This is a genomic window from Enterococcus sp. 3H8_DIV0648 (assembly GCF_002140655.1).
Taxonomy (GTDB): Bacteria; Bacillota; Bacilli; order Lactobacillales; family Enterococcaceae; genus Enterococcus_A; species Enterococcus_A hulanensis.
In genome coordinates this window covers 2,761,750-2,765,091 of sequence record NZ_NGLG01000001.1, presented here as the reverse complement: position 1 = coordinate 2,765,091, position 3,342 = coordinate 2,761,750, and the positions used below count along the sequence as shown (strand labels likewise).

General features: G+C 39.1%; 4 protein-coding genes. 1 reads left to right on the top strand and 3 read right to left on the bottom strand.

Annotation, left to right across the window (positions count from 1 at the left end; genetic code table 11):
* Positions 1-533 precede the first annotated feature (533 nt).
* Genes A5875_RS12735 through A5875_RS12725 form a run of 3 tightly spaced genes read right to left on the bottom strand, consistent with a single transcriptional unit; the run spans position 534 to position 2,389 of the window.
* Positions 534-965, bottom strand: a complete 432-nt coding sequence (locus A5875_RS12735) for a DUF6608 family protein (protein ID WP_088933950.1) — start codon at positions 963-965, stop codon at positions 534-536.
* Complete coding sequence (locus A5875_RS12730; protein WP_088933949.1) at positions 958-1,416, bottom strand: LytTR family DNA-binding domain-containing protein; 459 nt, start codon at positions 1,414-1,416, stop codon at positions 958-960. The genes A5875_RS12735 and A5875_RS12730 overlap by 8 nt, the downstream gene beginning before the upstream one ends.
* Before the next feature lie 22 nt (positions 1,417-1,438).
* Positions 1,439-2,389: an alpha/beta hydrolase gene (locus tag A5875_RS12725; protein ID WP_176244672.1), complete on the bottom strand. Its 951-nt coding sequence runs from the start codon at positions 2,387-2,389 to the stop codon at positions 1,439-1,441.
* A 212-nt stretch (positions 2,390-2,601) separates the two neighbouring features.
* Between A5875_RS12725 and A5875_RS12720 the strand changes: the two genes are divergently transcribed.
* Positions 2,602-3,096 carry a DUF3916 domain-containing protein gene (locus tag A5875_RS12720; protein WP_176244671.1) on the top strand — a complete coding sequence of 165 codons (495 nt, stop codon included), beginning with the start codon at positions 2,602-2,604 and terminating at the stop codon, positions 3,094-3,096.
* The last annotated feature ends 246 nt before the right edge of the window (positions 3,097-3,342 follow it).

Genomic DNA, 3,342 nt, shown 5'->3' with positions numbered 1-3,342 from the left:
ACACTAAAAGAAGCTCCTCATGGAAAAGTCGGAAAAGCTAGTTTGAGACAAATTCATAGTAAATTAGAAAAGCTCCTTTTTGAATAAATTGTTTCGACTCGCATTTTTTAGACCATTACGCCATGATATTAAAGTATTTTGAAACTTATTCAAGTTCAGATCGGTCGAACCAGGTCTTAAGAAAGCACGTAAAGCATCACAATTCTCAAAACGTTAATTCGTTTATACAGAAAATCGAAGACACTTTCCATTTGGAGAGTGTCTTTTTTTCGGAATTGTTCCCCACTACTGGGTTTGGTAAATTATTTAAAAGTAAAATCAGCAGGGTTAATTCAATGATATTCTTCGCTTTGATATATGTTTTTACTGTTTAATTCCCAAGTTAAAATATAGAGAATTGAATAGATAAAACTACAAGAACGTTGGATTTGTTGATAAACAAGCTAATACAAAAAAGTTGCGTATACACTAAAATCAAAATTTAGGTGTATACGCAACTTTTCTATTTAAGTACAACTCGTGATTCCCTTCCATTAAAGCAACTTATTCTGACTCGACTGAATTTCTTCTAGTAATCGATTTTGTTTGCGGACATCAAGATGCAGGCCGACATAGTAGGCGATCGCGCCAATTATGTAGATAATCGTAAAGGAGCGGAAGGCGCCGATGTAGCTGTTCGCGTGTAATTTTTCAAAAAAGCTGCTAATCCAAATGGTCAAAAATACCAGCAGCATCGCCCCGACATATTGCAGTACGATCATCGCTAAGGGTGACAGGCGTTCCAGCAGCGGATGGGTGTACAAGATGCTCACTGCAATGGTGGTACAGATGAATTTGAACAGCAGGCTGGAGAAATCGTCACGGCCATCGTAAAACAAGCGATCGAATAAGGTCGTTCCGAGGGAGATGATCGTATAGCTGATACAGATCACTGACAGCATTTCTTTTAAACGACTTTTAGTCATGTAAAATACCTCGTACTTTCTTTAAATAGTTTTGAAAGATCTTGCGATAATAGCGGCTGATGACTAGTTCCTCCTGATTATTCAAAACTACTTTCAGCCGCATATTGGCTTCGGATTTTACTTTCTTTATGTGCTGAATGTTGACGATATTGGCTTTACTGATGCGGCAAAAACCATGTTTGGACAAAGCAGATTCAAGAAAGGTTAGACTTCCTTGGATTTGGTAAACGTGCTCTTTTAAGTAAGCGAAGGTCTTTTTATCGACGGTATCAATATAAAAGATTTCTTCCAGCGACAGAAGGATCTGCTCGCCATCCTCTAGTCCAAAAAGCTGGGGGACGGAACCCTCCAGCAATTGGCAGACTTTCTCAATTTGCTCGGTCATTTCACGATAATAAATTTCTGTTCGGTCTTCTTCAAGAGCGTCCTCTTGAAATAATTTGATCCGCATAGTTCAGCTCCAATTCAATCAGTTATTTTGCTAGAAATTGCATAACGGCTGCTGTGTATTCTTCTTTCTGGTCCAGCATGCCTTTAATGTGCTCGGTATCGATGGAAACGAGTTCCTTATCCTCTGCTGCAACATTCTCATATAAGGTCTCAACCTTTTCTGGCAGGCATACGTCATCTTGCTCGCTCTTGATAACGAGTGTTTTGATTTCATTATATTTTTGTTGTTCGGTGATTTCAACATCTTTAAAGGTAAAGCCGTAGTTTAGCTTCATATATAAGTTCCCGCAAGTGACAGCATAAGGGAAAGGAATGTCTTCGGTATCTTGCCAAACGCCGGCAAACATTTCCTCCATACTATAAACGGGCGAATCCATAATTACAGCATCCACATGCTTGGCTGCGTGTTCAGTCGCTGCATACATGCCAGCAGTCGCGCCGCCTATTGATTGACCGTGAACGATAATTTGCTTATCCGAATTTACTTTTTCTGCATAATCGACGATCGCACGTACGTCCATTCGCTCTAGGTAGCCAAAAGTAACCAAAGGATCTTCGTTATCACCATGTCCGCGCAGATCGAAGGTCAGCACGTTCCAGCCATTTTCCAAATAAATCTCTGCCAAAGGAGAAAGAAAAACGTTATCGCCGCCCGCACCATGAATCAAAATCGCGGTATCTTTCGCTTTGTTGCCATCTGTGCTGTAAGAGGTCACTGGAAATGTATTGCCATCCTCAGCCTCCAAGTGAAAGGTCTCGCCAGAGTATTTCGCATTAAATTGCTCCAAATCATAGCCCCATTCCTTCAGCTGCAGCAAACTATTCTTCTTTGTATCATTTCCATCGTTTTGGTGGAACAAGCCTTCTGTTACCAACTTTCCAAAATAGTAGCTGGCCCCGATGCCGCCAATTACGATAATTCCTAACAAAATACTTACCCCGATGATGATTTTCTTTTTGATTGATTTTTTCATTTTGTTCTCCTCCATGTCGTTTTTGTTTTACCTTTAAGGTCATCATAGGCGATTGGAAAAGGGTTTTCTACCGAGTTTTTCTTTGTTGCACTTAGGAGGAGCTGAGTTGCACTTTTTTTAAAAATTTACTTAGCAAATCGCGGTTTAATTGTGAATAGTAGGTTACCGAAGTTCCTGATATACTAATGTAAAACTATATAGGGAGATTAGGATTGGACAGAAAAAAACAACGCGGGCAAAGCCGCAAATTAAAAACGCTGCTTAGCTATATTAATGAATTCACGCCATTTCTTGAAATCGATGACCAGTATGAGCATTTTCATGTGCCGAGTGATCCGTTTATTGAACATCCAAAAACAAAAGGAAAAATAAAGACAGAATTTTGCAGGGCATGGCTAAATACGACTGAAAGATTCATTTGCCAAAAACCAGCTGAGTTGCCTTTTTGTAAAGTTGTCGCGGTTATCTCCGTTCCTTATTATTGGAATTCGCAAATTATCATTTTTTATGATGAGGACTACTACGATCGATTTTGGAATCGAACAGGTCCAGAGCAATTTTGGACCAAGGTAGATCAGGAGTATTCATTTTGCAAAGAGCGGGGTATTGAAACAGCCATGCGTGAAATGTGCTATCGGGAAAAGATTGTTGATGACGAGATATTCGTAAATGATCTGTGGTTCTATGGAGAACTGAGCAAGAAATAAAGGAAAATGTATACAAATATAGTTTGATATTTATCAGCAGACACTTTCCATTCGGAGGGTGTCTTTTTGCGTTGCCGAAACAGTAAGAAAGGAGTCGATTTGCACGAATCGACTCCTTAAATTTCTGGAAAACGTGGTTCTGATTCTTCTATTTATAAAAGCATTTCCGCTTTTTGTTTTGATGAATAAATCTGAACGTGTTTTTTATTACATTTTGGCATTAAATTTATTGGTCTTTTTTTGGAA